This is a genomic window from Sphingomonas daechungensis (assembly GCF_014489495.1).
GTDB classification, from domain to species: Bacteria; Pseudomonadota; Alphaproteobacteria; order Sphingomonadales; family Sphingomonadaceae; genus Sphingomicrobium; species Sphingomicrobium daechungense.
This window is the reverse complement of record NZ_CP060780.1, coordinates 1172063-1198655: the sequence shown is the minus strand read 5'-3', so window position 1 is coordinate 1198655 and position 26593 is coordinate 1172063. Positions and strand designations below refer to the sequence as shown.

The window sequence follows — 26593 nt, the reverse complement described above, 5'->3', positions numbered from 1 at the left end:
GGCGAATCCTTGGGCAGCGCTACCGGCGTAAGCCAGGACGGGACCTTGCCGGCCACCAGCTGATTGTAAAAGCCGTTCTTCGCCTCGGCCGGAAGATGGTCGCCGTCGACATATTCGGGCAGATCAACACATAGTCCGAACGATATTTCGAGACGATGGCGTGCGCTTGCGGCTCACCTCCGCGGAATGCCTTCATGACGTCAGCAATCTGGTCTCCGTTGCGATGATAAGGACCTGTCACCGTGTCATGGTGAGTGACGGTGATCAGCCGCGGGCCGAGATCGACGAAGGTGAAAACCATGCCTTTCGGCTGCTTGGCGACCGGCCTCATGCCCATAGGGAGGCACACTGCCGGTTGGCCTTGTCGATGGAGCGTTCGTAGGCCGTCTTCTTCTTGACCGGATAGAAGAAGCTGGCCGACGGAATCGCGGCGCCAAGGCCGATGATAATCAGAAGGAACGTGCCGAGGACCCGGATGACGGAGTTCTTGGCATTCCAGGCTTTCGGCACTGCCACCCAAAGCAAGGCCGTCGCTCCGGCGAGCCCGAGCACCTGTGCAGCCGGTCCCGTGCGGGTCTGCCATAGCAGCAGGAGGATTGCAGCAAGCCCGGGGGCAGCGACCGCGAGGATTCGACGCAGGAGGTCGGGATCGGACCGCTTCGTCCAAGCCAGAAGTCCCCAACCGACTAGCCCGGTCAGCGGGATCGCCACCACCGCGGACGCCGTTTGCCAGCCGTGCCGATTCAGGGACGCGCTTCCCGCACGTGGCTCATCCAGAGCTGGTAGACTTCCGGTGATATCCCTTCGAGCCGGGTCAGGCAGTGCGGCCACACGAGGGCATGGAAAGCAGCAACGATGATCCCGCGCCGAGCGCCAGGACAAAGCGTAGCTTCCAGTCCTTCGCTTCGACCATGCTGAGGCCCAGCAGCAACGCCGAACCCAGTAACGCGTCGGATAGCCAGACCGGGGAAAGCGCGTCGCAGACCGGAAGACGGTTCGCGTAGGACGCGAAGGCCAGGAAGCCGAACGCGGTGCCTCCTCCAAAGGTGACGGCGTAGCTCGAGAGCCGACGCCTCTCCCCAGATCGGCAACCCAAAAGAGCGCCATCGCGCCCGCCGTCACGGCGAGGTAGATGATCATTTCCAGGCCGATCCACAGCGACATCGCCGATGCGATGCCGGCAATCGCGCCGCCCTCGCGCGCTTCGGATCGGCAATCCCGGCTACGGCCAGCGCCAGCAAGGCAAGCTGCCAGCCGTGGTGATCGATCCGCGTCGGCGCGTACATGTTGAGGGCCGAGCCGGCGAAAAACAAAGCGACGAAAACCAGCGGGTAGGCATGGCGATCGACGAGGCGCCGGACGATCAGCGCGAGCGAGAAAAGCAACACCAGGAGCGGCAGCAACGGCGCGATCGCGATCGCAGTCTTCTCCGCAGCGATTCCACCAACGATCGGGCGCAGCGCGAGGATGATCCCGCAAGAGGAAGGTCGACGAGGCGTGACCAGTGAATGTTCGCACCATAAGGCGGGTTCAGGCGATACTGTCGAAGGTCGAACCAGTCCTGCCCGCAAGTAGGGCTCTGACCTGGCTCATCCTCAGATTGTCATCCGTGTCGCCCAGCGCGAAATACTGGATCGAAGTCCATCTCTGGATCAGAAAATAGCCGCAAAGGCCAAGCCAGACGCCGACCACGATCCATTTCCAGTAGCGGTCGGTGAACTCGAGTAGGCGGTTCAAGCTTGGCCCTTTTTAAAGGTTTCCTGCTGTAGCGGGGCGCGGCTACAGAGCAAGCAGACCGTCTTCCAATGCTATCCTCGCTAAACCCCGATCAACGCCGCCTCTTCGGCCAGCTCATTCGCTTCGTGATCAGCGGAGCGTTCGTCACTGCGCTCGGCGTTGGAGTGTACGCAATCGTGGCGCTGGTGCTGCGTTGGCACCCACAGCTGGGCAATTTCCTCGCGTACGTCATCGCGGTCGGCACCGGATACTTCATGCACAGCAAGTGGAGCTTCAAGGGCCACGGCTCGGAGAGGACTCACGGTACAAAGATGCGCTTCGTAGTAGTGTCGGTGATCAGTTATGCCCTCAACAGCTTCTGGGTCTGGCTGCTGTTCACGCACCTGCAGCTTGGCCGCGCAGCGCCGATTCCGCCGATGCTCTTCATTACACCTGCCGTGACCTTCACGCTCAATCGCCAATGGGTTTTCCGCTGATGGATCGCTCGGTCTACGAAGCCATGGCAGAACACGACGAGCGGCATTGGTGGTACCGGGCCCGCCGTGAAGTGGTTGCCGCGCTCATTTGCCGGAAGGTGACTCTTCCGAAGGACGCGCAACTGCTCGAGATTGGCTGCGGCACTGGCCACAACCTCGCGATGCTTGGCGAGTTTGGGAGCGTCGATGCATTGGAGGTCGATGCAATCGCGCGCGAATTGGCGGAGGAACGGCTTGGTCACAAGGTCCTGTCGTCGCCGCTGCCCGAACTGAAGGGCGTTCCTAGCGATCGCTACGACATGGTCGCTGCCTTGGACGTCGTCGAACATATCCCCGATGACAAGGCGGCCCTCGATGGAATTGCGCGGGTTCTAAAGCCCGGCGGGAAGCTGCTCGTGACCGTCCCGGCGCACCAGTGGATGTGGTCTGCGCACGATGTCGTGAACCATCATCAGCGTCGTTATTCCAAGGCTGCCTTGACCCGGCTGTTCGAGCAATCGCCACTGAAGCTGGAAGCGATCGGCTATCTCAACAGCCTGTTGTTTCCGGTCGCGATGGCGGAGCGCCTGGCGTCCAAGCTTCGCGGCAAGGACGACGCGAACCTCGCGCCTCCGGCCGAACCCATCAATCAGGCCTTGGAGCGGATTTTCGCGCTGGAGCGGCGAGTGATCGGTCGTGTGCCGCTTCCGCCCGGGCTTTCGCTCTTCGCCGTCGCTTCGGCGACGTAGCCCAGCTTCCCAGCCGCCGGCTCTCCCCGGCAATCTCCTGCACAATGTACAGCGGCCGGCCTTTCACCTCGTTGTAAAGGCGGCCGATATATTCGCCCATCAGTGCCAAAACGAACATTTGGACCGCGCCGAGCACGACCACCACGAGCATCAGCGAGGTCCAACCCTGGATGTTCTGCCCCGAGATCCAGGCGTAGGCGATATAGCCGATCATCAGCAGCGAACCGAGCGAGAGCGCCAGGCCGGCATGGCTGGCGAGCTTCAGCGGTGCTGACGAAAAGCCCGTGAGGGCGTCGAACGCGAAGCGCACCATCTTCCCCAACGGGTATTTCGTATGGCCAGCGAAACGCTGGTCGCGGTCGTAAGGAAGCGGGACCTGCCGGAAGCCGATCCAGGCGACCATTCCGCGAATGAAGCGCGACTGCTCGGGCATCGCCAGCAAGGCCTCGAGCGCCCGGCGGCTCATCAGCCGGAAGTCGCCGGTGTCGACGGGAATCTCGATCTCTGTCGCGCGTGACAGAAGGCGATAGAACCCGTGCGCGGTGGCGCGCTTGAACGCCGTCTCGCCGGCGCGGCTGCGTCGAACACCATAGACCACGTCGGCATCCTGATCGTGCATGGTTTCGAGCATTGCCGGAAGCAGCTCGGGCGGATCCTGGAGGTCTGCGTCGATGATCAGGATCTTCTCGCCCCGGCACAGGTCGAGGCCTGCGGTCAGCGCGAGCTGATGGCCATGATTGCGCGACAGGTTGATCGCGACGACGTGATCGTCGGCCGCAGCAATCTGCCGCATGACGTCCCAGCTGCGGTCGCGCGAGCCATCGTTGATGAAGACCAGCTCATAGTCCTGCCCCGCCGCGGATTGCGCGGCCGCCGACAGCCGCCGGTGAAGCTCTGGCAGGCACGCTTCCTCGTTGAAGCAAGGGACGACGACTGAAAGGCCGGTCATTTGTCGATACGATAGAGCATCGAGCGTGAGCCTTTCCAGACCGGCGTCATCCCACTGACGAGTTTCATATCATAAGGCGCAACGTCGACGATCCAAACATAGTCGAACTTGTCGCGCGGAAGATTCTTGAGCGCGGTATCGATCTTCCAATCCCCGCGAAGCCTGTTGTTCACGATCCGCCACTTCCTCGCGATCCGGCACCTCGACGGCCGGACGATCTCCGTCGGATCAGACGAAAACGCTCCCGCATCGTATCGGATGTTCATCAGGTTGGTGCCGGCAATGTCCCACTGGTCGTTCGAAAAGCCCTGCCGGCGAACGATCACCATCGCCCCGAGGTGGCTATTTCGCGGCATCGACCACCAGTCTACGCAACCTTGGCCGACCAGGCTGGCGACCTTCGCGCCCATCGGAACGTAGTTCAGCGCCTCAAGCTTATTCCGATGGTCGTTCGCAGCCATCGCGAAGCTGGCCGTCGTCGTGGCGATCCGCGCGAGATAGAAAGCCATGCCGAGGACCGCGAGCACGTTCGCCGTGCGCTTGTGGGTATCGGAACGGAAGCGGATGGCCAACAGGACCAGTGCGAAGAGGAAAGGCGTCAACCGCATGTCGGCATAGGCGGAACCGAAGATGATCCGCGGAAGCATGATGAACACCAGGAACATCACGAGCGCGGAGAAGCCGAGGTTTCGCGAGAAGCCCAGCCGGGGATTGCGGATGCACTCGACCATCACGGCGACCAGAATCGCTGCTGAAATCAGGTCCCAGTTCTTCCAGCGATCGCGAAAGATCATCTTTAGCCACTGGAACTTTGCCTCCCAGTTGAACCAGTCGGCCGTCTGTCCGGGAGGAGCGTCGCTGCGCCAGACGAGCATGAAGACGATCGGAAGCGCCAGGCTCGAGGCATGAAGAGCCGCGCGGTAGCCGGCGCGAAACCAGTTGGCGCCGCGGTCGTGCTGACGAACGGCCTCAGCCGAGAAGCACAGCATTCCGAGCGTTCCCCACCCGAACGTGTGGGTGATGAAGATGAAAACCGAAATCGGAACGAACAGCGCGGCTCTCAGCCGGGTTTTCCCGAGGCGGCCGAGCCTCAGCCAGAGACCGAACGCGAGAAACGCGAGCGCCATCGACAGGGAGAAGTTCACGAACCCGAACAGGAACGGGTGCGAATAAGCGAGCGGCAAGGCAAAGATCGCCGTTGGCGGGATCCGGTTGTGCACTTCCCGCGCCACCCACAGGAATCCGGCCACGGTCATCGGCGGGATCGCGAGGATGATGAGCTTCACCGCCAGTTCGAGCCCGAAGATCGGAGCGAGCAACTGCACCAGCAGGTCGACGCCAAGGTTGCCGATCGCGGCCCAGTGAAATTCGTAATATTGCGAGAGCCACGGTGAATCGCCGAGGTCGAGCTGAACCCTGTATCGGCCCATGTGGCCGAGTAGATCGACCAGGGCGGCACCGGCGGATACAGCAGCGGCACCATCGAGATCAGGATCAGCAGCGCGATGAACGGCCGCGTCTCCCACCACGGGCGCGGTCCGGGCGGCCGCGGCGGCGCGGCAGTCATCGTCATGATTGGCCCCCGTCATCCGGCCGCCGTACCTACCTCGTGAAAATGCTTCGACACGCAAATGTCATAAAGGTCGGCCTTGCCACCGAAGGCGCGCACCATTCAAGAAGGATACAGCTTACATCTCTTAACCGGATGACACTTTCTTTTGAGGGAGGACCACTCCGATGAAGACGATATTGATTGGTGGAGCCGTGTTGCTGGCCTCGGTTGCGGCAGCCGCGCAGGTCGCGCCCACAGCGCCAGCGGCCCAACGCACGCACACCCGCGCCGATGTCCAGGCCAAGGTCGCCGAGCATTTCGCGAAAGTCGACGCGAACCATGATGGCGCCATTACCAAGAACGAAGCCGATGCGGCCTCGCAGGCTTTCCGCGCCAAGTTCGCCGCCAAAATGGACAATCGCCGCGACGACCGCCGCGAGAATGCCTTCGAGCGGCTCGATGCCAATCGCGATGGCTCCGTGAGCCGGGCCGAGTGGGATGCCGGAGCTGCGCAGCGCGAGCAGCGCATGGCGTCGCGCGACAAGGACGGCGACGGACGTCCGGACCGAGGAGGCCGCGGAATGCATGGCGGAATGGCCAACTTCGGCGGTCACATGTTCGAGATGGCCGACGCCGACAAGGACGGCCGCGTGACTTTGCAGGAAGCCCAGGCTGCAGCCCTCAGGCATTTCGACATGGCCGACGCCAACAAGGACGGCCAGATCACGCCGGATGAGCGCAAGCAGCTGCATCAGCGCATGCGCACCGAGCACCGCGGTTAATCTGCTCCAATCGATCTTGGAGGCCCGGCGTTTTCGTCGGGCCTCTTACTTTACGGGTTCGGCAGCTTCCGCCTTGCGTGCCTGACTTGGCCGCTTCTTCGCTGCGGGAGCCATCAGCGACTTGCGATAGCGGGCCTCGGCCTCTGCCATGTAATCGCGCGTAATCGGCACTGCACGGCGATCGCGGATGTATTGCACCTGGTAGTTGCAGGCCGCGCCGCTCTCGAACATCACGATCCCGCCGGCGAGATAGAATTCCCACATCCGGAAGAACTTCTCGTCGTAGAGCTTTACCACCTTGTCATGTGCGTTGGTGAACCGCCGTAGCCATTCGCGCAACGTGTAGGCGTAGTGCAGCCGAAGCATCTCGAAGTCGCTCGCGATCAGCTTCACCTTCTCGGTCGACGTCGACATCTGCGACAGGCTCGGCAGATGGTAGCCAGGAAAGATCCATTTGTCGGTGAACGGATCTGGCGTCCCGGGGCCGCCCAGCTTGCCGATCGTGTGCAGCAGCATGACCCCATCGTCGGTCAGCAGATCGCGGCACTTGGCGAAGAATTCGTCGTAGTGGGCCGCGCCGACGTGTTCGAACATGCCGATCGAGACGATCCGGTCGAAGTGGCCGTCGAGATGGCGATAATCAATCAGCTCGAAGCGGACGCGATCTGAAACGCCGGCGTCCCTGGCGCGCTGCCGGGCGACCTTCAGCTGCTCCTCGGACAGCGTAATGCCGAGGACGTCAACGTCGGCGACGCGATTGAGATAGAGTGCCGTCCCGCCCCAACCGCAGCCGATGTCTAGCACCTTCTGGCCGGGCTTCAGGTAGAGCTTCGCCGCGATGTGAGCCTTCTTGTCTTCTTGCGCCTGCTCGAGCGTGTTGTCGGGATCGGTGAAGTAGGCGCAGCTGTACTGAAGGTCGCGATCCAGGAAGAGCTCGTAGAGCTGATTGCCGACGTCATAGTGGTGCGCGACGTTCCGCCGGGATTTGGTCGGGTCGTTGCGGCGGAAGAAGCGCTTGAACGCCTTGGCTTTGCCCTTCCCCAGCCCCTTTCGCTTGCCCTGTTCCCAGGGCTTCGCGCCGACAATGAGCTCGAGCAGGTCGAGGATCGTGCCATCCTCGATCGTCAACCGGCCGTCCATGTAGTGCTCGCCAAGCTTCAGCCGCGGGTTGCGGAAGAGTTCGAAGGCAGCGCGACGGTCGTGAAGCCGAACAGTGACGTGCTTGCCGCCGCCCGGTCCGTATGTCTCTCGTCCGCCATCCGGCTGGACGAGGGTGATGCTGCCGACCGGCAGGATCTGTTCAATGAAACGTCCGATCAAGGCCATCCGCACCTCCGCAACGGAACGGACCTGCCACGTTGCGGTGGCGCGGGCAATCAGGCGGCTTCGCGAGCCTTACGCTTACGTTCGGCAGCGGTCTTCAACTGACCGCACGCCGCATCGATGTCGCGGCCGCGCGGTGTGCGCACCGGCGCCGAGATGCCGGCTTCGAAGACAATGTTGCTGAACGCCTTGATCCGCTCCGGCGTCGAGCATTCGTAAGCTGCGCCCTGCCACGGATTGAAAGGAATCAGGTTGACCTTGGCCGGCAGCCGGTACTGGCGGATCAGTCGAACGAGCTCGCGGGCATCGTCGTCGCTGTCGTTCTTGTCCTTCAGCATCACATATTCGAACGTGATCCGCCGGGCGTTGTTTGCGCCCGGGTAAGCCGCGCAGGCCTCCAGCAATTGGTCGATGCCGTACTTGCGATTGAGCGGGACAATCTCGTCGCGGACTTCCTTGGTCACCGCGTGCAGCGAGACAGCGAGGTTCACGCCGATTTCCTCGCCAGCGCGCTCCATCATCGGGACGACGCCGCTCGTCGACAGGGTGATTCGGCGCTTCGAAAGGCCGAGGCCATCGCCGTCCATTACGATCTTGAGCGCGTCGCGGACGTTCTCGAAATTATAGAGAGGCTCGCCCATGCCCATCATCACGATGTTGGTAAGCATGCGGCCTTCGGGCTGGCTCGGCCATTCGCCAAGGGCGTCGCGGGCAAGCATGACCTGGCCGACGATTTCCGACGGCTCGAGGTTGCGGACGAGCTGCATCGTACCGGTGTGGCAGAAACGGCAGTTGAGCGTGCAGCCGACCTGGCTCGACACGCACAAGGTTCCGCGGTCGGCATCCGGGATGAACACCATTTCGAAATCATGACCGTCGTGGGTCTTGAGCAGCCACTTTCGCGTTCCATCGGTCGAGACCTGGGCCTCCACCACCTCGGGCCGGGTAATCGCGAATCGCTCGGCGAACCATGGACGCTGCGCCTTCGCGATGTCGCTCATCGCCTCGAAGTCGCTGACGCCGCGATTGTAGATCCAGTGCCAGATCTGCTTGGCGCGGAGCTTGGCCTGCTTCAAATCGAGTCCCGCCTCTTCCAGGGCGGTCCGGATCCGGTCTTTCGACAGGCCGACGAGCTCCACTCTGCCGTCGGCGCGCGGGGTCGCGACCCGTGGCACGGGCACAGGGTCAACGGGGCCGGGGATCGGCATGATGGCGGTATCGGCACTCATGGAAGGCGGCCTACCTAGGGATTGCGGCCTGATTTTGCCAGCTTGGCCGTCGCGCAACGGGCGGCCGCCGCATCGATGGCAGTCGCGGCGCCTTCGAGCAGATAGCGATCGATGAACCGAGCGCCCGCCTGGTCGCGGGACTCGATCCGCATCCCGCCGGCTGAGCGAGCCGCGGCGATGATTGCCGCCTCCTGCGCCGGATCGCGGCTCCACGCCCAGCCGCTGCCGGCGGCTAGGAGGAAGGGTTGGTCGCCGACGGTGAGAATCACCGTGGAGCCGGGGCGCGGCATTCGGCTGAGTTGGGCGAAGAATTGGCCGTGACGGGGGCCGGATACGTCAAAGGCAAAGCCGGCTCGCGCCTGGACCTTGCCCTTTTCGGCAATGCGGACGGCTCGTGTCGCGGCCTCGCAGCTATTCCCGCGATCGAGTGCCGCCCACTGGCCGCCAGCAAAGATCGGCGCGAAGGCCGAGGCGGGCGCCGCCAGGATCAGGAACAAGGCTGCGAGCCAACGCATGAAATGGAGACTAGCCTCGCTCAATCCTCGAACAAGGCCGTTCCGACGCGGACCACGGTCCCGCCGAGCATCACGGCGGGCTTGAAGTCCGATGACATGCCCATGCTGAGGCCGTCGACAGCAAGATCTCGCGCCAGTTTCGCGAGCAGTGCGAAATAGGGCCCGGGCTCCACATCCTGCGGCGGAATCGCCATCAGACCAGCGAGCGGCAGCGGCGAGGAGCGGACAGCCTGAACCAGCGACCCGACCTCATCGATCGCGCAGCCGCCCTTCTGCTCCTCCTCGCCGATATTCACCTGGACGTAGACGGACGGGACGCGGCCGGCTTTCTCCGCTTCCTTGGCCAGCGCCTCCAGAAGAGAGGGACGATCAAGCGAATGGACAACGTCGAATAATTTCACCGCTTCCGCAGCCTTGTTCGATTGCAGGCGCCCGATGCAGTGCAGGCGCACATCCGAATGACGAGCCAGAAGCGAAGGCCACTTCGCCAGCGCCTCCTGGACCCGGCTCTCGCCGAAGTCGCGTTGGCCCGCCTCGATGAGGTCCTCGATGTCTTCCACGGAGCGGGTCTTGCTTACCGCGATCAGCCGGACGTCGGCTGGGTCCCGGCCGGCGAGCTTCGCGGCGGCGGCAATCTGGTCGAGGATCGTGTGGCGGCGCTCGGCAGCGTTCATCGGGCGAGGCTATAGAAAGCGGCATGACCTCCCGCCAGAGACCTTGGCCCCGAGCCTGGCTGATGACCGACGAGCGAATGGGCGAACGCCTGTGGGACGCCATCGACCGGCTGCCGATCAAGCATGCCGGTATCGTCTTCCGACATTATTCGGTCTCACCCGAGGCGAGGAGGGTGCTGGCGGACGGATTGCCGATATTTGTCATCGGCGGAGCCTTGCGCTGGCCATTGCCGCAGACGTCGATCTGGCCCGCACGCTGGGAGCAGATCTCGTCCACAATCCATCCGGGCCGACGATCGACCTGCCCTTCTCTCGGTCGGTGCATTCGGTCGAAGAAGCAGAGGATGCCAAGGCGGACGGCGCAACGCTGGTGTTCGTCTCGCCCGTTTACCCAACTCGGTCGCATCCCGGCGGCAAGGCGCTGCATCGGCCGCAAGCGCTGCGGATCGCCAAAGCCGCCGGCGTTCCGGCAATCGCTCTTGGCGGCATGGACGAGCTCAAATCGGCGCGACTGGAGCGCGAGGGTTTTTACGGCTGGGCTGGAATCGACGCCTGGTTAGGCGGTCGCGACGCTTAGAACTTGAACGCGGTCCCGACGTAAACCGCCTGGCTGTCGCGGCGGCTGTCGCTCACGACGGCATTACGGTCGCGCTCGACATTGTAGCGGACACCGCCCGTGAGGGCGATGCGCTGGCTGATGTTGTAGGCACCGCCGACGTCGAGTGAATAATTCTCGCGGTCGCGAAGAGCAGGAACCTGGCTGTCGCGCTCCGCGCCCACGGCGACGCGACCGGTGAAGCGCTTGAGCGAATAGCTGACACCGACGACGGCGCTCTCCTTGTTGCCGAGCGACGGGTTGCGCGACTCGGTCTTGGCGACGTCGCCAGAAACCGCGAAGCTGCGCCAGCCAACAGCGACGCCGAGGTTGTAGCTGGCCGGCGTAAGCGCAGTGATCGGCGAGGCCGAACCGTCGCCGACTCGAACCGCCGAGTTCGGACGCGCCCGAATCGCCACGCGAACCTGCGACGGGCGGCTCTTGGCAGCAGCAGGAGTGAACTTGAAATCGGTGAGTGACAGGCTGCGGCTGCCGACCGACGCCGCCAGCTTCGGGTCAGCGCCTGCAGGGGTGAAGTTGGAAAGCGGGTCGAAGCTGAGCGCTACGGCCGGTGCCTTCTTCTTCGCCGGTGCCGGTGCGGCGATCGCGGGCGACAGCAGAAGACCCACCGCGGAAACCGCGGCGAGCAACTTTGCGCTCCGTGAATGACCGAGAATCGGCACCCAAATTCCTCCTGTTTCGACTCCGATATAGTCTGGCGAACCTGAAGGTTCCATGACGTTGTTTGATTCCGTCCCGCTCTGTTGCACAGGTAACACAGAATCGCGAGATTCACGCTGCTTGCCCCTGCTACGCCAGTATCTATAACGCCCCTTCGTCCGAGTTCACCTCAGAAGGATTCCCGATGCTTCGCCTGAAGACCGCCGCTGCTGCGCTTCTCGTCATCGCCGTGGCCGCGCCAGGCTGTTCGCGTAATCGCGACGTGCCGATCGAGCTTGCCCCGTCGCGCATGACGACGATCGGCGTGAATGCCTACCTCTGGCGGGCGGCGCTCGACACTTTGTCGTTCGCTCCACTCCTTCAGGCCGATTCGAGCAACGGCGTGATCATCACCGACTGGTACACCAATCCCCAGTCCCGAATGAGCGGGTCAAAGTCACCGCGTCCATCCTCGACCAGGACCTTCGCGCTGACGCTCTGCGCGTGACCGCGTCGCGGCAGGTCAACCAGGGCGGCAACTGGGTAAACGCGCCTGTCTCTGCCTCGACCGTCCAGAAGCTCGAGGACATCATCCTGACGCGTGCCCGCGACATCCGCCGCACGACCGTCAGGGATAAGGCCGAGCATATGACCGGCCGTTTCGATCCGGCCGTTGCGGACGTCCGCTGGCAGGCCCGGTGGGACGAGGCTCGCAGCTTCGTCGCCGACAGCGCGAGCCTCAAGCCGAAGACCTACGTCCTGGAGATGTTCCCCTATCCGTCGGGGCGCATCCACATGGGCCACGTCCGCAACTACACCATGGGTGACGTGCTCGCCCGCTTCCGCCGGATGCAGGGCCGCGAAGTGCTTCATCCGATGGGCTGGGATGCATTCGGCATGCCGGCCGAGAATGCGGCGATGGAGCGCAAGGTCCATCCCGGCGAGTGGACTCGCCAGAACATCGCGACCATGCGCGAACAGCTGAAGCGCCTGGGCTTTGCGCTCGACTGGAGCCGCGAGCTCGCCACCTGCGAACCCGATTATTACGGACATGAGCAGGCGCTGTTCCTCGACCTGTTCGAGGCCAGCCTGGTCTATCGCAAGGAGAGCGAGGTCAATTGGGACCCGGTCGACATGACCGTGCTCGCCAACGAGCAGGTGATCGACGGCAAGGGATGGCGCTCCGGCGCCCCGGTGGAACGGCGGCGCCTGTCGCAATGGTTCCTGAAGATTACCGACTTCGCGGAAGAGCTACTCGAGGGGCTCGGCGAGCTCGACAACTGGCCGGACAAGGTCAAGCTGATGCAGGAGAACTGGATCGGCAAAAGCCGAGGCCTGCAGTTCCGCTTCCGCCTGGCCGATCCGGTCAATGGCACGGACTCGGTCGAGGTCTTTACCACCCGACCGGACACGATTTTCGGCGCCAGCTTCGTCGCCATTGCGCCCACCCACCCCATCGCCGAAGCGCTTGCGGCAGGTGATCAGTCCGTCGCCGACTTCATCGCAGAATGCCGCAGGGGCGGAACCAGCGCGGCGGAGATCGAGACGGCCGAAAAGAAGGGCTTCCAGACCGTGATCGAGGCAATCCATCCGCTCGATCCCAACTGGCGCCTGCCGGTCTACATCGCGAACTTCGTGCTGATGGAATATGGCACGGGCGCCATCTTCGGCGTCCCTGGTCATGACCAGCGCGACTTCGAATTTGCGAGCAAATACGCGCTGCCGATCAAGCGCGTCGTCGCCTCGAGCCTTGAAGAGGCCGGCCAGCCAATCGTCGGCGAGGCCGAGGCGATGGACGGCGTTGCGGTGAACTCCCAGTTCCTCGACGGCCTGAGCACGGAGCAGGCCGAGGCCGAGGTCATCCGCCGCGCCGAGGCGGGAGGCTGGGGCGTTGGGACGACCGCCTATCGCCTCCGCGACTGGGGTGTGTCGCGCCAGCGTTACTGGGGCACCCCATCCCGATCATCCATTGCGATGCGTGCGGGGCGGTCCCGGTCCCCCGCGACCAGCTCCCGTCGTGCTGCCGGAGGATGTCAGCTTCGATCAGCCCGGCAATCCACTGGACCGGCATGAAAGCTGGAGAAACATCCCCTGCCCGTCGTGCAAGGGCCAGGCGCGTCGCGAAACCGACACGCTGGATACGTTCGTGGATTCCAGCTGGTATTTTATGCGCTTCGCCAGTGAGCCGGCAGACAAGCCGTTCGATCGCGAAGAAGTCGAGCAGTGGCTTCCGGTCGATCAATATATTGGCGGCGTCGAACACGCGATCCTGCATTTGCTCTATGCCCGCTTCTGGACACGGGCGCTCAACCACATCGGTCGCCTCGGCATGGCCGAGCCGTTCAAGGGCTTGTTCACGCAGGGCATGGTCACGCACGAGACCTATCGTGCTGGCGACGGCAGCTGGCTGAGCCCGGACGAGGTCCGGAAGACCGGAGACGACTGGATCCACATCGAGAGTGGTGTTCCGGTCACCCTCGGCCGCGTCGAGAAGATGTCCAAGTCGAAGCGCAACACCATCGATCCGGAGCCGATCATCGCCCGCTACGGCGCTGATGCGGTGCGCTGGTTCATGCTCTCCGACAGTCCCCCGAGCGCGACCTCGAATGGTCTGAGGGCGGCATCGAAGGCGCCGCGCGTTTCGTCCAGCGCGTCTGGCGCCTGGCGACGACTGACACGGCCGGCGAGGGCGCGGATGAAGCGCTCGAGCGGAAGCTGCACAAGACCATCGCGGCGGTTACGGAAGCACTCGACGGCCTGCAGTTCAACAAGGCGGTGGCACAGCTTTATGAGCTGGTCAGCGCGATCGAGAAGGCCAAGCCGTCGGCGACCCGGTCCTCCACCATTCGCTCTCTCATTCGGCTTGTTGCTCCTGCAACTCCACATCTGGCCGAAGAGGCGTGGGCCGCGTTGGGTGAAGCCGGCATGGTGGTCGATGCGCCGTGGCCCGAGTTCGATCCGGGCTGCTGGTCGAGGATCAAGTCACATTGGCGATCCAGGTCAACGGCAAGCTCCGCGACACGCTGGATGCTCCGCGTGGCCTGGACCGGGAGGCCGCAGAAGCGCTGGCGCTCGCCTCCGAGAAGGTGCAGCGTCTGCTCGAAGGAAATGCGCCGCGGAAAGTGATCGTTGTGCCCGATCGACTGGTGAACATCGTCGCATGAAGCATGCGCTTCTCGCTGCTGCCGCGCTTGGCCTTAGCGGATGTCAGCTGCAGCCCGTCTACGCCGGGGGTGCGAACGGGCCGGTTGCTTCGACGCTGTCGACGATTTCGGTCAGCACGATGGAAGGCCAGGTCGGCTGGCTCATGTACACCAAGCTCAAGGATCGTCTCGCGGCGTCAGGGTCGAACCAGACGAGATACCGGCTCGACGTGAAGCTGGACGACGATATTACCGGCTTCGGCATTCGTGGCGATCGCGCGGTGACCCGGGAGCGGCGGACGTTGAGGGCGCGTTTTCAGCTAGTCGACGTCTCGACTGGCGCCGTTGTGCTCGATGCGACTGCGGGTTCGGATGCCGGCATCGACGTCGTCAGCTCCGAGTATGCGACGGTTGCGGCTGAGCAGACCGCCGCCGAGCGGCTCGCGGACGTGGTTTCCGATCAGATCGTAGCCCGCCTGGCGCAATTCGCCGCGAGCAACCCAACCGCCAAGTGAAAGCCGCGAAGGGCAGCATCGGCCGATCGGTCGACCAACCGAACCCCTCCATCCGCTTCTACCTCTTCCATGGGACGGATGAATCGCAATCCTCTGCGCTTGGAGAGCGTCTGGTCGTCGCGCTGAAGGCCAGCAAGCAGGCCATTGCGCCCGCCAGCTTGAGGTCGGATCCGGCCTTGTTGACCGACGAAGCGGGCGCGATCGACATGTTCGGCGGCTCGAAGGTGATCTGGCTACAACCGGCCGGCGAGGAAAGCCTGGCCGCGGTAGAGGCCCTTTTGAACGCGCCCGCGCTGGAGAGCCCGGTTGTGGCGATCGCGGGCCGGCTGACCAAGACGTCCGGCTTGCTGAAGCTCGCCGATTCCCATCCGCGCGCCCTTTCGCACGTCTCCTACGAACTGGACGCGCGGGATGCGGAGCGCCTGGTGACCGAACTCGGGCGTACCGAAGGTCTTCGCATGCAGCCAATCATTGCCGCGCGAATCGCCGAGGGCTGCAGCAACGACCGTCGGATGATCGCACAGGAGCTGGCGAAGCTCGCTTTGTATCTCGATGCTTCCCGAACGCGCCGAAGGAGCTGGAGTCTGAGGCGCTGGACGCCGTAGGGGCGGCGATCGGCGGCGATTTCCTGGACATCGCCGACCTGGCGTTGTCGGGAGACGTCCGGAGCCTAGGCGAGACACTGGCGGACATGGATGAAGGCGGGCGGGACGCCATTCCCGTGATCCGTTCGCTTCAGCGGCGGCTGTTGATGCTTGCGCCGATCCGCGCGCGAGTCGACGCTGGGGAAAGCGTCGCTGCTGTCATGACGTCAATGGGCAAGGCTCTGTTCTGGAAGGATAAGCCACTTGTCGAACGCATGCTCGGCATGTGGGACTCCTCTGGCCTGGCCCGGGTCGCGGAGCGCGCTGGGGACTTGGAGCGAAGGCTGATGCGTGGCGATGCTCCGTCGCCGGCCGAAGCGCTGGGCGAAGAACTTGTCGCCATCGCCCGGCAGGCGCGGCGACGCTGATCCCTAAATCGGTTCGCCGGTGAGCCGCTGACAAATCATGTCGAGCTGGTCGAGGCTGCTGTAACTCAAAGTCACGACGCCCTTTTGGCCGTTGTGGGCGATCTGGACCTTCAGGCCAAGCGTATCTCCAAGCTGCCGTTCGAGCGCGACCACATCCGCGTCGACGTTCTTGTAGTTCCGCGCACTGCCCCTGGCGATGTCGTGCCCTGCGCCTGGCCGTTCGACCCGTGCCCGTTGCTCCGCCTGCCGAACCGAAAGCCCCTTGGCGATCACCTCCTTGGTCAGCGCCTCGGGATCGGGGGCCGTCGCAACTGCCCGGGCATGACCCATAGTGATATCGCCTCGCAAAAGCGATTGGCGGACAAACTCTGGAAGGTCGAGCAATCTCAATAAGTTAGCGACATGGCTCCGGGACTTGTGAACGAGCTTCGCGATATTGTCCTGGGTATGACCATGGCGATCGATGAGCTGCCGGTATCCCTCGGCTTCTTCGATCGCGTTCAAATCCTCGCGTTGAACATTCTCGATCAAGGCGATTTCGGCGGTGTTCGAATCGTCGATCTCGCGAACGATGGCGGGGATCGTGTGCAGTCGCGCCTTTTGGGCCGCTCGCCATCGCCTTTCACCAGCCACGATCTCGAAGCCGTCGCCATGTGGACGAAGCAGGATCGGCTGGAGAACGCCGCGCTCCATGATCGAGTCGGCCAACTCGTCGATCGCCTCCTCGTTGAACTGTACGCGCGGCTGATCCGGGTTCGGCCGAATCCGACCGATCTCGATCTCGCGAACTCCGCCGGGGCGATTCGGCGCGACGTCGGACTTGCTTGAAGGGGAGGCGGCTTGTTCGCCCAGCAGCGCAGAAAGGCCGCGACCAAGGCCGGAGCCTGGGCGATTCGTACTCATGCTGCCTCCGCCTGGCGCGGCAGGCGTCCCATCAGCTCACGGGCGAGGTGAACGTACGCTTCAGACCCCGAGCATTTCAGATCGTAGATCAGGGCCGGCAGGCCGTGGCTGGGCGCCTCGGACAATCTCACGTTGCGCGGCACGACCGTATCGAACACCGCGCGGCCGAGACAGGCTCGGACGTCATCCGCAACCTGTTGGGACAATTTGTTGCGGCGATCGAACATCGTCAGCGCAATACCAAGGATCTGGAGCTCAGGGTTGAAAGCGAGACGAATGCGCTCAACGGTCTGGAGAAGCTGGCTTAACCCCTCGAGAGCGAAGAACTCGCACTGCAGAGGTACCAGAAGATGGCGGGCTGCAACCAGGCCGTTGACCGTCAGGAGACCAAGCGAGGGCGGGCAGTCCATCAGGCAGATGTCCCAGCGACCGGCCGGGACAGCGTCCAGCGCCCGTTCCATCCGGCGAGCGCGATCCTCCAGGGAAACGAGTTCCACTTCGGCCCCGGAGAGATCCATCGTCGCGGGTAGCAGCTCTAGCCGTGGAACACGCGTCTGGACTGCCGCCTCAGCGACTCCAGCCTTGCCGATCAAGACGTCGTAGCTCGACAGCTCGCGGCTCGCCTGGTTGACGCCGAGCCCGGTAGAAGCATTGCCCTGCGGATCAAGGTCGATCAGGAGGACCTTCCAGCCGATCGCGGCCAGTGCTGTCGCAAGATTGATGGCGGTGGTGGTCTTGCCGACCCCACCCTTCTGGTTCGCAACGGCGACCCTGATCATGGACTCTACTTGGCCCCCACCCTTGTCAGCACCAGGATCTCGGATTCGGGATCGGTGCAGCTCCGTTCGACCCGAACGTCACAGTGCCAGTTTCGCTTGGCCAGCGCCAGTTCCGATTGCGCGCTTCTGCCTTTCGGGAGAACCCACACCGTCTCTTTGTGGGAGAGGTGCTCGGCGATAGCAATCAGTCGATCCAAAGCTGCGACGGCGCGAGCGGTAATCACGTCGAACTTGCCCTGCGCGCGCTCGACCTTCGAGCATTTCACCGTGACCTTTTCTCCTAGGGAGAGGCGGTCGATACATTGCGCAAGGAATTCTGCACGCAGGCGTCGGGGCTCGATAAGGGTAACCGGCCCGCTCGCCAGAAGGGCGATCACGATGCCCGGGAGTCCCGCACCGGAGCCTATGTCCGCCCAGGCGGCTCCCGAAAATGGTTCGAAACGTAAGAGCTGAGCGGAATCGAGGATGTGGCGATCCCAGACCGCTTCGAGCGTCGAGGGGGCGATCAAGTTCTGCCGTCTAGCTTCTTCTTTGAGCAGTTCGATATACGCTTCCAATTGCTCCAGTGTTTCACGTGGAACATCTTTGCCGGAGGCGGCTCTTAGTTGCTCAATCATGCTGCTCGGCGGCTTGCAGCAACATAAAGAGCGGACAACGCAGCCGGCGTGACGCCACGAACGCGAGACGCTTGGTCCAGCGTTTCTGGACGAGCAGCGCTTAGTCGTTCGCTCATTTCATTCGAAATGCCAGGTATCGCCCGAAAATCGAGGTTGGCCGGGATTTGCACGGTGCGATCGCCAAGTACAGCAGTCCATTCCCGCTCCTGGCGCTCCAAGTATGGAGCATAAAGGGCATCCGCGGCGCCTTCGGGGGTCATGTTCCACGTGGAACAGCCGCGAGCCTCGAAATGCTCACGAATCTGCGCTCTACGCGAGTCACCCACGCAGTGTGCTGCCAAAGCCTGTTGCCCGAGCCTCGAGGTTGAATTGTCGGCGCGAAGGGCAAGTCGGTATTCGGCCCGTGCGGTCATCATACGATACGGTTCGCTGACGCCCTGAAGCGTCAAGTCGTCGATCATCACACCGATGTAGCTCGTCCGCCGGTCGAATCGCACGGAGTCGAGATCGAGCGCCTTCGCCGCCGCATTGAGCCCCGCGGCCAGCCCCTGAGCGGCCGCCTCCTCATATCCGGTCGTGCCATTGATCTGGCCGGCGAGGAACAGGCCCGCAATTTCTCGGGTTTCCAGGGTGGATGAAAGCGTACGCGGATCGACGAACTCGTACTCCACCGCGTACCCACAGCGAACAATTTCGACCCGCTCCAGCCCGGAGATACTGCGCATGAACGCGAGCTGCACCTCTTCAGGCAAGGACGTGGACACACCATTAGGATAGACCAGAGCGTTGGTAAGGCTCTCAGGTTCCAGGAAAATCTGATGCCCATCACGATCGGCGAAGCGGCGGACCTTATCCTCGATCGACGGGCAGTAACGTGGACCCCTCCCCTCGATCGAACCCGAAAATAGCGGCGAACGGTCGAAACTCGAGCGAATGATGTCGTGCGTCGTCTCATTGGTTCGCGCAATCGCGCAAGCTAGCTGCGGCGGTCGGAAGCCGTCGTCGATCGCCGACATCGTCCAGGGATCGTCGTCACTGGGCTGCGGCTGAAGCCGGGCCCAGTCGATCGTGCGTCCATCGAGACGAGGTGGCGTGCCTGTCTTGAGCCGGCCCTGCGCGAGGCCGATCTCTCGAATCTGTGCGCCGAGAGCGACGGCTGAGCTTTCGTCGCGCCGCCCCCGGACCGAATCCGGTCACCGACGAAGATGCGCGCATCGAGGAACGTGCCGGTCGCAATGACGAGAGCGCGGCATTCGATGAGCCCCGATTCGGTCTTGAGGCCGACGATGCGACCACCGACGACCACTAAAGCAATCGCTTCGGTCACGATCAGCTCGACGCCCGACGCACCCACGAGCTCGCACATGGCCGCTCGATACAGGGAGCGATCCGCCTGAACGCGCGGACCCTGGACAGCGGGGCCCTTGCTGCGATTGAGCATCCGGCGGTGGATAGCCGCTCGATCCGCTGCTCGAGCCATGAGACCGTCAAAGACGTCCAGTTCGCGGACCAGATGCCCCTTTCCGACACCACCGATGGACGGGTTACATGACATCTGACCGACGTCCTCGTCGCGGAACGTGACCAAGCCCACACGTGCGCCCCGCCGAGCCGCGGCCGCCGCGGCTTCGCATCCAGCATGGCCGGCTCCGATGACGAGTACGTCGAACATGCTGATGCGCTTAGCGAATTTGCCGAAGATCGAAAATCGTCTCAGACGACTGTTTCACGTGAAACATTACTTTCCGAGGCAAAACCGTCCGAACAGAGCGTCCAGTACGTCCTCTACCCCCGCTCGCCCAGTGAGCCGGTCAAAAGCCGATCGCGCGAGGCGGAGATCCTCAGCGGCGAGTTCGAGATCTTCCACGGCAACAACGCGTTGCAGAGCCTCTCTCGCTTCGATCACGTGCGAGGCGTGTCGCCTATTGAAAGCAACTTCGCCTTCACCCGGCAGAACTTCCGTAGCGAGGCGAGAAGCTTCGCTGAGCAACTCTCTCAGCCCCGCCCCGTCACAGACGAAACCGCTAGCGAATCCCCCGGGACATCGAACCGCTCTGCTAAGTCAGAACGCGAATGAACCAGAATCCGGCGGTCGTGCACAGGCGCATCCTCTGGGTCCCCAAGCCAAAGAAGCACGTCCGCGCTCTGGGCCAGGTTTCGCGCGCGCTCGATCCCAATCCGTTCAACCCTCTCTTCGCTCTCTCGAAGTCCTGCCGTGTCCGTCAGAAGTACTGGCACTCCGCGGATCGAAAGCGGGACTTCGATATGATCGCGCGTTGTCCCCGGGACATCGGTAACGATTGCCTTTTCCTGTCCAGCTATCGCATTGATTAGGCTTGATTTTCCAGAGTTTGGCGGGCCGGCTACGACGATCCGAACACCGTCCTTCAAAGGCTCGACCCGCGGGCGATCCAGCCACGCTCCAAGCTCAGCCGCCAAAACGCCGCAGTCATCGGACAAGCTCGGATCCGACCCAACGTCGTCCTCGTCAGCATAATCGATTGCCGCTTCCGCCCGGGCCGACAATCCGAGGAGCCGCGCTTGCCAGTCTTCGACGATACGCTTGAGCCTACCCTCCGCGAGTGCAAGCGCAGCCTTGCGCTGGGTCTCCGTCTCCGCCTCCAGCAAGTCGGCCAGCCCTTCGGCTTCGGTGAGATCGATGCGGCCACTTTCGAAAGCGCGGCGCGTGAACTCGCCGGGAAGCGCGTCCCGCAAGCCATCCAGGCCTCTCAAGGCCAAGAGAACCGCGTCGACGATGGCCCGGCCTCCATGGCAGTGCAGTTCGACGACATCCTCACCGGTAGAGCTATGCGGCCCGTCGAATCGCAGCACTAAGGCCTCGTCCAGCAGTTCGCCCATGTCATCGCGGAGGATCCGCACGGCGGCGTGCCGTGGCTCCGGCAAGGTCCGAGCTAGTCTTACGCCGGCCTCGTGCGCCCTCGGGCCGCTAATTCGGATGACGCTGACGGCCGCGGGCGGACGGCCGCTGGATAGCGCAAAGATCGTTTCGGAATTCACGTGCGCCGCTTAGCGCACCGGGAGCGCTCAGGCGAACAGCTGGCCGAGGCCGACCTCCGGATGGACCCAACCATCGTAGATCATCTTCACCGCGACATAGACGATGACGAGCAAGCCGACGTAGCCGATCCAGCGGTACCGCTCGATGTAGCGAGCGATCACGTTGGCCGCGACACCCATCAGGAGCACTGCGAACACAAGGCCGACGATCAGAATGCCCGGATGGTCGCGCGCGGCTCCAGCCACAGCGAGCACATTGTCGAGGCTCATCGAGACGTCCGCTATGGCCACCGCCCAGACGGCGCCGGAGAAGCTCTTTGCGGGCTTCAGCCCGAGTGTTCGTCACCCAGGATCTCTTCAGACCCGGCCGATTCCCCGTTGTGACGCAGTTCCCGCCACATCTTCCAGGCCACCCACAGCAGAAGAAGTCCGCCAACGAAGATAAGTCCAATAATCTGAAGAAGTTGGGTGACTATCAAGGCGAAGATGATGCGGAGCACGAGGGCGGCGAGGACGCCGATGAGGATGACCTTGCGGCGCTGTTCCGGGTTCAGGCCGGCGGCAAGCGCGCCAACAACAATCGCATTGTCGCCCGCCAGAACGAGGTCGATCATCAGAACCTGAAGGAAGGCGGCGAACGCTGCCGGCTCGGTGATATTCGAGAAATCGTGGACGATGGCGGCCCAGATGTTGGCCGGTGCACCGTAATGCGCGGCGACCGATCCCAGGGTCGTCATGAGAATCTCGAGCAACTTTCAATCCTCTTTGCGAAACGTGCAGTCCAAGCGCCTCGGGCGGCCTTTGTTCCCGACTAGACCAAGCCCAAGGCGTCCCTCAAGCCCAGGACGTGCTCGCCACCGACCCATCCCTCATGGATCATGTTGAGAGCCACATAGAGGATCACTGCCAAGCCGATATAATTGATCCAGTGATATCGCTGGATGAGCCGGGCGACGTAATTCGCCGCAAATCCCATGAACAGCACCGAAAAAGTAAGCCCAATCACGAGAAGCGCCGGATTGTCGCGCGCGATCGACGCGACCAACAGCACGTTGTCCAGGCTCATGCTGAGATCTGCGATGGTGATCTGGATCGCGGCTTGAAGAAACGTCTTGGTGCGGGGCGGCCCTTCAATCTCGGGCGTATCGGGATCGTCACTGATCACCGGCGCACGCGGATGCATCTCCCGCCACATGTTGTAGGCAACCCAGAGCAGGAGGAGGCCGCCGGCAAATACCAGACCCGTGACACGTAGGAGCTGCGTGGCGATCACCGCAAAGGTGATTAGGAAAGCGAGCGCCATCCCTACCCGAGCATCAGAACTCGGCGACGGTCCTTCTCCGGTAGCCCAGACGCCAGCGATCCCATGATGACGACATTGTCACCGGCCATGGTGAGGTCGCCGACTATGATCTGGCCGAGCTTGGCCATGCCCGTCGCAGTAAAAACGCTGGAGAAACTGAATCCTGTGATCATCTTCGACGACTAACGCTCCGGCCGCAAAATGAGGCACGCACCGGCCCGCACATGGCTGGCCGGTGCTTTAGCGCAGCTTACTGGTTCATTGAGGCGAAGAAGTCCTCGTTCGACTTGGCGTCCTTCATCTTGTCGAGAAGGAACTGCATCGCGTCGACCGTACCCATCTGCATGAGGATGCGGCGAAGCACCCACATCTTGCTGAGAGTGCCCTGCTCGACCAGCAGCTCCTCCTTGCGGGTGCCGGACTTGCCGACATCCAGCGACGGGAAGATGCGCTTGTCGGCGACCTTGCGGTCGAGAACGATTTCGCTGTTACCCGTGCCCTTGAACTCTTCGAAGATGACTTCGTCCATCTTCGAGCCGGTGTCGATCAGCGCGGTCGCGATGATGGAAAGCGATCCGCCTTCCTCGATGTTGCGCGCAGCTCCGAAGAAGCGCTTCGGACGCTGAAGTGCGTTGGCATCGACACCGCCGGTCAGCACCTTACCGGAGCTCGGCACGACCGTGTTGTAGGCGCGGCCCAACCGGGTGATGGAGTCCAGAAGGATCACGACATCCTTCTTGTGCTCGACCAGGCGCTTGGCCTTTTCGATAACCATTTCAGCGACTTGGACGTGGCGCGAAGCCGGCTCGTCGAAGGTCGAGCTGATCACCTCGCCGTTCACCGAGCGCTGCATGTCGGTGACTTCCTCCGGCCGCTCGTCGATGAGCAGGACGATCAGGAAGACTTCCGGGTGATTGTCGGTGATCGACTTGGCGATGTTCTGGAGAAGCACCGTCTTGCCGGTCCGCGGCGGAGCGACGATCAGCGCACGCTGGCCTTTGCCGAGCGGAGCGACGATGTCGATCACGCGGGCCGACTTGTCCTTGACCGTCGGATCCTTGGGATCGAGCTCGATCTTCGACGTCGGGTAGAGCGGCGTGAGATTGTCGAAATTGACCCGATGGCGCACGGCCTCGGGGTCGTCGAAATTTATGGCGGTGACCTTGGTCAGGGCAAAGTAGCGCTCGCCTTCCTTGGGAGCGCGGATTTCACCTTCCACGGTGTCGCCGGTGCGCAAGCCAAAGCGCCTGACGACGCTCGGTGCTACGTAGATGTCGTCCGGTCCGGCGAGGTAATTGGCCTCGGGAGAGCGGAGGAAGCCGAAGCCGTCGTTGAGGACTTCGATCGTCCCCGACCCCATGATCTCGGCACCGGTTTCGGCGCGGACCTTGAGGATGGAGAACATGAGATCCTGCTTGCGCAGGGTGGACGCGCCTTCGACACCAAGCTCTTCGGCCATGGTGACGAGTTCTGCGGGGGTTTGTTTCTTGAGATCTTTCAGATGCATTCGATATCGCTTCGGACGAAGGATTGGAAAAACGGCTTTAGTCAAAAAGCTCGGGACGGGCAGGACGCCTCATCCGGGACAAACGGTTCGTCGGCAAAGGAAGTGAACTGGCCGATTTAGCCGTCGCTGTTCGAGGTATGTCTGGCGGTGACCCAAGTCAATGCCGCCAATGAAGATTCGCGATCAGAACGGTTTGACGATCACTAGCACGACGATGATCGCTGTCGCGATTCCCGGCAGCTCGTTCATGATTCTCAAGGTGCGGCTGTCGAGCGGGCGCTTTCCGGCGGCCAGCCCCTTCCCGTACTTGCCCAGCCATCCCTGGTAACCCGTCAAGGCGATCACGAGCAACAGCTTGGCCTGAAACCAGTGCTGGTCCCAGGCACCAATCAGGTAGGCCAAGATCAAGCCCAGCACCCAGACGATGATCATCGACGGTGTAAGGATGATCGTGCGGACGCGATCCTCCCGCTCGATCCAGGCGCGGTCCTCGGCCGACCCGGGGTCGTCTCATGATGATAGACGTAGAAGCGCGGCAAGATGAACAGGCCCGCGATCCAGAACATGACGAACGTCAGGTGCGCGGCCTTAATCCACGGATAGGCGACGGTCAGCAGCTCGAAGGTGTTGTTCATGCGCGCTGTTTCACCTGGGCAAGCATCTGCTCGACATGAGCAATGGGCGTTTCCTGAAGAATTCCGTGGCCGAGATTGAAGATGTGCGGCCGTCCCGCGAAGGCGTCAAGGACGCGCTCGACGGAGTCGGCGAGGCTTTCCCCGCCTGACAGCAAAGCGAGGGGATCGAGGTTGCCCTGTACCGGCAGGCCGGAGGGCAGCTCACGATCGGCCCAGACCGGATCGACCGTTTCATCGACGCCGATCGCATCGATGCCGGTTTCGCGAGCATAAGCGCCGAGCTTGCCGCCGGCGCCCTTGGGGAAGCCGATGAACCGAACATGGGGATGGCGCTGCTTGACGGCGGTCGCGATGCGCGCGGTCGGCGCAATGACCCAGCGCTCGAACTCGGCCGGAGCCAGGCTGCCGGCCCAACTGTCGAATAACTGGACTGCTTCCGCTCCGGCCTCGATCTGTCCGGACAGATAATCGAGCGTCGTCATCTCGATACTCTCGATGATGGCTGCAAATCGCGCCGGGTCGGCATAGGCCAGCCGGCGCGTTTCCGACTGGTCGCGGCTGCCCTGGCCGGCGACCATGTAGGTCGCGACCGTCCAGGGCGCTCCTGCAAAGCCGATCAGCGTCTTCGACGGGTCGAGCGCTGCCTTCACCCTGCGAACCGTCTCGTAAATCGGATCCAGGCGCTGCAGCGCAGGCTGGAGGTCCTCCAGGGAAGCATTTGCGAGCGGAGGCGTGAGGCGCGGACCCTCGCCCGTGACGAAGGTCAGGTTCTGGCCCAATGCAAATGGGACGATGAGGATGTCCGAGAACAGGATCGCCGCGTCGAGTTCCGGGAAGCGGCGCAGCGGCTGCAGCGTGATTTCCGCCGCGGCTTCGCTGTCATAGACCAGATTGAGAAAGCTTCCGCGATCGGCTCGCAACTCGCGATATTCAGGGAGGTAGCGACCGGCCTGGCGCATCATCCAGACGGGAGGCGGATCACGCCGCTCACCGCTCAGTACGGCCAGCATGGGCTTCTGCAACGATCCGATTTCACAGGTTTCGCTCGGGCTCGAAGCCACCCTCTACTCTCCCTTATATATAGATTCTTAGAAGACTGATGATGTTGTTGGCGCGCGGGACGCGGGGTTTAGGCGTGGCTCCCGTATTTGCCAACAAGAGTGCGTTCCGGACTCCTGAGGGGAACCGGCGAGTCGCCTTGGCTCGTGCCCGCGATTCACAGGCTGGGGATAGAATCGGGCGCCCGTGGATGAATCTCGGGAAGGTCCAAAAGGGACGTCGAAGAATGGCACGATTGAGCCGCTCCCCAACTCCGCGCTAGGACGCCACACCCACTTTTCCACAAGGTTGTTCCAAACGTGCTGATCCTCGCGTCCGCTAGCCCCATCCGCCGCCAAATCCTCGAGAACGTCGGGCTCGAGTTCGAAGTCGTCCCGGCGAATATCGACGAGAGTGCCGAGAAGGACCTCGGGAAGGGTCTGGAAATGATCGCAAAGAGTCTCGCGGAAGCCAAGGCGGTCGCGGTCAGTCGGGAGCGGCCGGGCGACTGGGTGATTGGCAGCGATTCCGTGGTCGGCGTGGACGGCGCACTGTTCAACAAGCCCGCCAGCCGCGAAGAGGCCGCCGAGCACCTTCGGAAATTCTCCGGCAAGAAGATGCTGCTGACGAGCGGCGTGGCCTTGGCTCGCGACGGAGAGGTCGACTGGTCGCACTTCGGCCGGGCCGAGCTGGAAGTTCGCGACCTTTCGGAGGAGTTCATCCAGTCCTACCTCGATGCAGAATGGCCGGACGTCGGCAATACCGTGGGCGTGTTCCGCATCGAGGGCCGCGGGATCCAGCTGTTCGAGACGATCGCTGGAGGGCACTTCACGATCCTGGGCATGCCGCTGCTCCCTTGCTGAAGCGGCTTCGCAACAAGGGTCTGATGCAGTCATGACGTCA

At 62.9% G+C, this 26593-nt stretch carries 27 protein-coding genes and 6 pseudogenes; 10 read left to right on the top strand and 23 right to left on the bottom strand.

The features are described 5' to 3' along the window. Positions 1–19: 19 nt before the first annotated feature. From H9L15_RS06410 to H9L15_RS06390, 5 genes are all read right to left on the bottom strand, one after another. Positions 20–301, bottom strand: coding sequence for a hypothetical protein (locus H9L15_RS06410; protein ID WP_223276569.1), 282 nt, complete (start codon positions 299–301; stop codon positions 20–22). Between the two features lie 26 nt (positions 302–327). Then, positions 328–711: a hypothetical protein gene (locus tag H9L15_RS06405; protein WP_187715571.1), complete on the bottom strand. Its 384-nt coding sequence runs from the start codon at positions 709–711 to the stop codon at positions 328–330. A 103-nt stretch (positions 712–814) separates the two neighbouring features. Then, positions 815–1096, bottom strand: a complete 282-nt coding sequence (locus H9L15_RS06400) for a hypothetical protein (protein WP_187715570.1) — start codon at positions 1094–1096, stop codon at positions 815–817. Positions 1097–1136: 40 nt separating this feature from the next. After that, positions 1137–1388, bottom strand: a complete 252-nt coding sequence (locus tag H9L15_RS06395) for a hypothetical protein (RefSeq protein ID WP_187715569.1) — start codon at positions 1386–1388, stop codon at positions 1137–1139. A 142-nt stretch (positions 1389–1530) separates the two neighbouring features. Next, positions 1531–1737 (bottom strand): hypothetical protein, encoded by a 207-nt coding sequence (locus tag H9L15_RS06390; RefSeq protein ID WP_187715568.1) that lies wholly within the window; start codon positions 1735–1737, stop codon positions 1531–1533. Between the two features lie 68 nt (positions 1738–1805). Here H9L15_RS06390 and H9L15_RS06385 point away from each other — a divergent pair, with 68 nt between their 5' ends. Both H9L15_RS06385 and H9L15_RS06380 read left to right on the top strand, forming a co-directional pair. Further along, the gene (locus H9L15_RS06385; protein WP_187715567.1) at positions 1806–2213 is read left to right on the top strand and encodes a GtrA family protein; all 408 of its coding nucleotides are present in this window, start codon (positions 1806–1808) and stop codon (positions 2211–2213) included. Next, positions 2198–2941 (top strand): class I SAM-dependent methyltransferase, encoded by a 744-nt coding sequence (locus tag H9L15_RS06380; protein ID WP_317617603.1) that lies wholly within the window; start codon positions 2198–2200, stop codon positions 2939–2941. The genes H9L15_RS06385 and H9L15_RS06380 overlap by 16 nt, the downstream gene beginning before the upstream one ends. Here the strand turns inward: H9L15_RS06380 and H9L15_RS06375 are convergent. Together H9L15_RS06375 and H9L15_RS06370 are read right to left on the bottom strand one after the other, a co-directional pair. Next, on the bottom strand, positions 2838–3890 hold the full coding sequence (locus H9L15_RS06375; protein WP_187715566.1) for a glycosyltransferase family 2 protein: 1053 nt from the start codon (positions 3888–3890) through the stop codon (positions 2838–2840). The two genes, H9L15_RS06380 and H9L15_RS06375, sit on opposite strands and share 104 nt — an antisense overlap. After that, positions 3887–5479, bottom strand: a complete 1593-nt coding sequence (locus tag H9L15_RS06370) for a hypothetical protein (RefSeq protein WP_187715565.1) — start codon at positions 5477–5479, stop codon at positions 3887–3889. Before H9L15_RS06370 ends, H9L15_RS06375 begins: the two co-directional genes overlap by 4 nt. A 148-nt stretch (positions 5480–5627) precedes the next feature. On the opposite strand from H9L15_RS06370, the gene H9L15_RS06365 reads away from it, so the two are divergent. Continuing rightward, positions 5628–6224, top strand: a complete 597-nt coding sequence (locus tag H9L15_RS06365; protein WP_187715564.1) for an EF-hand domain-containing protein — start codon at positions 5628–5630, stop codon at positions 6222–6224. Positions 6225–6269: 45 nt separating this feature from the next. Here the strand turns inward: H9L15_RS06365 and H9L15_RS06360 are convergent, their stop codons facing one another. The 4 genes from H9L15_RS06360 to H9L15_RS06345 are packed head-to-tail and all read right to left on the bottom strand — an operon-like array spanning position 6270 to position 9965. Continuing rightward, entirely contained in the window at positions 6270–7550 is a 1281-nt protein-coding gene (locus tag H9L15_RS06360) for an SAM-dependent methyltransferase (RefSeq protein WP_187715563.1), read from the bottom strand. Between the two features lie 50 nt (positions 7551–7600). Beyond that, complete coding sequence (rlmN, locus tag H9L15_RS06355; RefSeq protein ID WP_223276568.1) at positions 7601–8776, bottom strand: 23S rRNA (adenine(2503)-C(2))-methyltransferase RlmN; 1176 nt, start codon at positions 8774–8776, stop codon at positions 7601–7603. 14 nt (positions 8777–8790) lie between these two features. Next, positions 8791–9291, bottom strand: coding sequence for a hypothetical protein (locus H9L15_RS06350; RefSeq protein ID WP_187715562.1), 501 nt, complete (start codon positions 9289–9291; stop codon positions 8791–8793). Positions 9292–9311: 20 nt separating this feature from the next. Further along, a complete protein-coding gene (locus H9L15_RS06345) occupies positions 9312–9965 on the bottom strand; it encodes a YggS family pyridoxal phosphate-dependent enzyme (protein ID WP_187715561.1) in 654 nt (217 codons plus the stop codon). A 91-nt stretch (positions 9966–10056) separates the two neighbouring features. Between H9L15_RS06345 and H9L15_RS06340 the strand changes: the two genes are divergently transcribed. Then, positions 10057–10542, top strand: coding sequence for a thiamine phosphate synthase (locus H9L15_RS06340; protein WP_223276567.1), 486 nt, complete (start codon positions 10057–10059; stop codon positions 10540–10542). Here the strand turns inward: H9L15_RS06340 and H9L15_RS06335 are convergent. Further along, complete coding sequence (locus H9L15_RS06335) at positions 10539–11243, bottom strand: porin (RefSeq protein WP_223276566.1); 705 nt, start codon at positions 11241–11243, stop codon at positions 10539–10541. The two genes, H9L15_RS06340 and H9L15_RS06335, sit on opposite strands and share 4 nt — an antisense overlap. Positions 11244–11425: 182 nt before the next feature. On the opposite strand from H9L15_RS06335, the pseudogene H9L15_RS06330 reads away from it, so the two are divergent. The 5 genes and pseudogenes from H9L15_RS06330 to H9L15_RS06310 form a co-directional block, all read left to right on the top strand. After that, positions 11426–11850 (top strand): annotated as a pseudogene (locus H9L15_RS06330) (DUF3576 domain-containing protein); the annotation flags it as partial. Positions 11851–11868: 18 nt separating this feature from the next. Then, positions 11869–14384, top strand: a pseudogene (leuS, locus tag H9L15_RS06325) (leucine--tRNA ligase). Beyond that, positions 14381–14878, top strand: a complete 498-nt coding sequence (gene lptE / locus H9L15_RS06320) for an LPS assembly lipoprotein LptE (protein WP_187715558.1) — start codon at positions 14381–14383, stop codon at positions 14876–14878. Before leuS ends, lptE begins: the two are co-directional and overlap by 4 nt. Further along, on the top strand, positions 14875–15483 hold the full coding sequence (locus H9L15_RS06315; RefSeq protein ID WP_187715557.1) for a DNA polymerase III subunit delta: 609 nt from the start codon (positions 14875–14877) through the stop codon (positions 15481–15483). The genes lptE and H9L15_RS06315 overlap by 4 nt, the downstream gene beginning before the upstream one ends. Before the next feature lie 44 nt (positions 15484–15527). Then, entirely contained in the window at positions 15528–15890 is a 363-nt protein-coding gene (locus H9L15_RS06310; protein WP_187715556.1) for a DNA polymerase III subunit delta, read from the top strand. A gap of 3 nt (positions 15891–15893) precedes the next feature. Here H9L15_RS06310 and H9L15_RS06305 read toward each other — a convergent pair whose 3' ends face one another. The 11 genes and pseudogenes from H9L15_RS06305 to hemE form a co-directional block, all read right to left on the bottom strand. Continuing rightward, on the bottom strand, positions 15894–16793 hold the full coding sequence (locus tag H9L15_RS06305; RefSeq protein ID WP_187715555.1) for a ParB/RepB/Spo0J family partition protein: 900 nt from the start codon (positions 16791–16793) through the stop codon (positions 15894–15896). Beyond that, positions 16790–17572: a ParA family protein gene (locus tag H9L15_RS06300; protein WP_187715554.1), complete on the bottom strand. Its 783-nt coding sequence runs from the start codon at positions 17570–17572 to the stop codon at positions 16790–16792. The genes H9L15_RS06305 and H9L15_RS06300 overlap by 4 nt, the downstream gene beginning before the upstream one ends. 5 nt (positions 17573–17577) lie before the next feature. After that, the gene (rsmG, locus tag H9L15_RS06295; RefSeq protein WP_187715553.1) at positions 17578–18189 is read right to left on the bottom strand and encodes a 16S rRNA (guanine(527)-N(7))-methyltransferase RsmG; all 612 of its coding nucleotides are present in this window, start codon (positions 18187–18189) and stop codon (positions 17578–17580) included. After that, positions 18186–19861: pseudogene (gene mnmG / locus H9L15_RS06290) on the bottom strand (tRNA uridine-5-carboxymethylaminomethyl(34) synthesis enzyme MnmG). The gene rsmG and the pseudogene mnmG overlap by 4 nt, the downstream one beginning before the upstream one ends. A gap of 66 nt (positions 19862–19927) precedes the next feature. Then, positions 19928–21207 (bottom strand): annotated as a pseudogene (gene mnmE, locus H9L15_RS06285) (tRNA uridine-5-carboxymethylaminomethyl(34) synthesis GTPase MnmE). Between the two features lie 27 nt (positions 21208–21234). Beyond that, positions 21235–21944: pseudogene (locus H9L15_RS06280) on the bottom strand (TerC family protein). Between the two features lie 74 nt (positions 21945–22018). Next, the gene (locus H9L15_RS06275; protein WP_223276565.1) at positions 22019–22510 is read right to left on the bottom strand and encodes a TerC family protein; all 492 of its coding nucleotides are present in this window, start codon (positions 22508–22510) and stop codon (positions 22019–22021) included. 2 nt (positions 22511–22512) lie between these two features. Continuing rightward, complete coding sequence (locus H9L15_RS17240) at positions 22513–22683, bottom strand: TerC family protein (RefSeq protein WP_223276564.1); 171 nt, start codon at positions 22681–22683, stop codon at positions 22513–22515. Between the two features lie 77 nt (positions 22684–22760). Further along, positions 22761–24017 (bottom strand): transcription termination factor Rho, encoded by a 1257-nt coding sequence (gene rho / locus H9L15_RS06270; RefSeq protein WP_187715552.1) that lies wholly within the window; start codon positions 24015–24017, stop codon positions 22761–22763. A gap of 183 nt (positions 24018–24200) precedes the next feature. Beyond that, a pseudogene (locus tag H9L15_RS06265) lies at positions 24201–24652 on the bottom strand (CopD family protein). After that, positions 24649–25713 carry a uroporphyrinogen decarboxylase gene (hemE, locus tag H9L15_RS06260; RefSeq protein ID WP_398286785.1) on the bottom strand — a complete coding sequence of 355 codons (1065 nt, stop codon included), beginning with the start codon at positions 25711–25713 and terminating at the stop codon, positions 24649–24651. The pseudogene H9L15_RS06265 and the gene hemE overlap by 4 nt, the downstream one beginning before the upstream one ends. A gap of 297 nt (positions 25714–26010) precedes the next feature. Here hemE and H9L15_RS06255 point away from each other — a divergent pair, with 297 nt between their 5' ends. Continuing rightward, on the top strand, positions 26011–26553 hold the full coding sequence (locus H9L15_RS06255) for a Maf family protein (RefSeq protein WP_187715551.1): 543 nt from the start codon (positions 26011–26013) through the stop codon (positions 26551–26553). The last annotated feature ends 40 nt before the right edge of the window (positions 26554–26593 follow it).

Excerpts from the sequence above, each read along its gene's own strand:
- H9L15_RS06410 (WP_223276569.1), bottom strand. The coding sequence starts at position 301 with ATGGTTTTCACCTTCGTCGATCTCGGCCCGCGGCTGATCACCGTCACT.
- H9L15_RS06385 (WP_187715567.1), top strand. The coding sequence starts at position 1,806 with ATGCTATCCTCGCTAAACCCCGATCAACGCCGCCTCTTCGGCCAGCTC.
- H9L15_RS06380 (WP_317617603.1), top strand. The coding sequence starts at position 2,198 with ATGGGTTTTCCGCTGATGGATCGCTCGGTCTACGAAGCCATGGCAGAA.
- H9L15_RS06375 (WP_187715566.1), bottom strand. The coding sequence starts at position 3,890 with ATGACCGGCCTTTCAGTCGTCGTCCCTTGCTTCAACGAGGAAGCGTGC.
- H9L15_RS06370 (WP_187715565.1), bottom strand. The coding sequence starts at position 5,479 with ATGACGGGGGCCAATCATGACGATGACTGCCGCGCCGCCGCGGCCGCC.
- H9L15_RS06365 (WP_187715564.1), top strand. The coding sequence starts at position 5,628 with ATGAAGACGATATTGATTGGTGGAGCCGTGTTGCTGGCCTCGGTTGCG.
- H9L15_RS06360 (WP_187715563.1), bottom strand. The coding sequence starts at position 7,550 with ATGGCCTTGATCGGACGTTTCATTGAACAGATCCTGCCGGTCGGCAGC.
- rlmN (WP_223276568.1), bottom strand. The coding sequence starts at position 8,776 with ATGAGTGCCGATACCGCCATCATGCCGATCCCCGGCCCCGTTGACCCT.
- H9L15_RS06350 (WP_187715562.1), bottom strand. The coding sequence starts at position 9,291 with ATGCGTTGGCTCGCAGCCTTGTTCCTGATCCTGGCGGCGCCCGCCTCG.
- H9L15_RS06345 (WP_187715561.1), bottom strand. The coding sequence starts at position 9,965 with ATGAACGCTGCCGAGCGCCGCCACACGATCCTCGACCAGATTGCCGCC.
- lptE (WP_187715558.1), top strand. The coding sequence starts at position 14,381 with ATGAAGCATGCGCTTCTCGCTGCTGCCGCGCTTGGCCTTAGCGGATGT.
- H9L15_RS06305 (WP_187715555.1), bottom strand. The coding sequence starts at position 16,793 with ATGAGTACGAATCGCCCAGGCTCCGGCCTTGGTCGCGGCCTTTCTGCG.
- H9L15_RS06300 (WP_187715554.1), bottom strand. The coding sequence starts at position 17,572 with ATGATCAGGGTCGCCGTTGCGAACCAGAAGGGTGGGGTCGGCAAGACC.
- rsmG (WP_187715553.1), bottom strand. The coding sequence starts at position 18,189 with ATGATTGAGCAACTAAGAGCCGCCTCCGGCAAAGATGTTCCACGTGAA.
- H9L15_RS06275 (WP_223276565.1), bottom strand. The coding sequence starts at position 22,510 with ATGGCGCTCGCTTTCCTAATCACCTTTGCGGTGATCGCCACGCAGCTC.
- H9L15_RS17240 (WP_223276564.1), bottom strand. The coding sequence starts at position 22,683 with ATGATCACAGGATTCAGTTTCTCCAGCGTTTTTACTGCGACGGGCATG.
- rho (WP_187715552.1), bottom strand. The coding sequence starts at position 24,017 with ATGCATCTGAAAGATCTCAAGAAACAAACCCCCGCAGAACTCGTCACC.